Below are 671 nucleotides of genomic sequence, written 5' to 3'. Positions count from 1 at the left end.
ATGCTGACGCTGAATGTGTCAACCACTCGCAGTTTTTCATCATCGAGAATATGGCCGAACAGATACCACGTTTTTGGTCTGAGGCCATCGGGTTTTTCTTGCCGCAGGGTAAAATAGATATTTTGCCACGGAATAGTTTGCACCGTGCCATTAGTACGAAAAAGGTGAACAAGCTGTTTTTTACGATTAAAGCGAATAGGGTAGTGGGTATAAATAAAATATTCGATTTTGAGTATATAAAGCGAAAATAATATGAATGTAGAGGAAACTGAAATTTTAAAAAAATCTAAGTTTAGAGGAAAAAAAATAGCATTAACGGTAAAGTAAGTAGCTAAAGCAAGATAGAGCAAAACAACAAAAGAAATAAAACCTCTATCTTTATAGTGAACATCAGTGACCTCTAAAAAAGTGGAGTTTAATTTGATGACTGATAAATCACTCATTAAATCCTGTTGCTTCAAACGTTCAATGGGTTGCCCTTGACGTAAATGGTTTGCCAAGTCCTCATTGTCTAAAAAACGATTAATTGGAAAACGAATAATTATTTCTTTAATTTTTTTCATTATCTATCCGTATGTTGCCGTTATCGTTTTTCGCGTTTTTGGCTTACGGCTTTTCTGTCTGCGTAGCGCCAAAAAAGTAAGTGTCGCCAATGCCATGACATATCAACA

At 35.5% G+C, this 671-nt stretch carries 1 protein-coding gene; it reads right to left on the bottom strand.

Annotated features, from left to right (window positions below):
* A partial coding sequence (locus AC4IFT_RS22350; protein WP_490752928.1) for a DUF6708 domain-containing protein occupies positions 1 to 563 on the bottom strand: 563 nt, incomplete at its 3' end.
* Between the last annotated feature and the right edge of the window lie 108 nt (positions 564 to 671).

Source organism: Providencia sp. UF-183, from assembly GCF_058246155.1.
The sequence above is the reverse complement of the archived record's forward strand: the minus strand, read 5'-3'. Positions and strand labels throughout refer to the sequence as shown.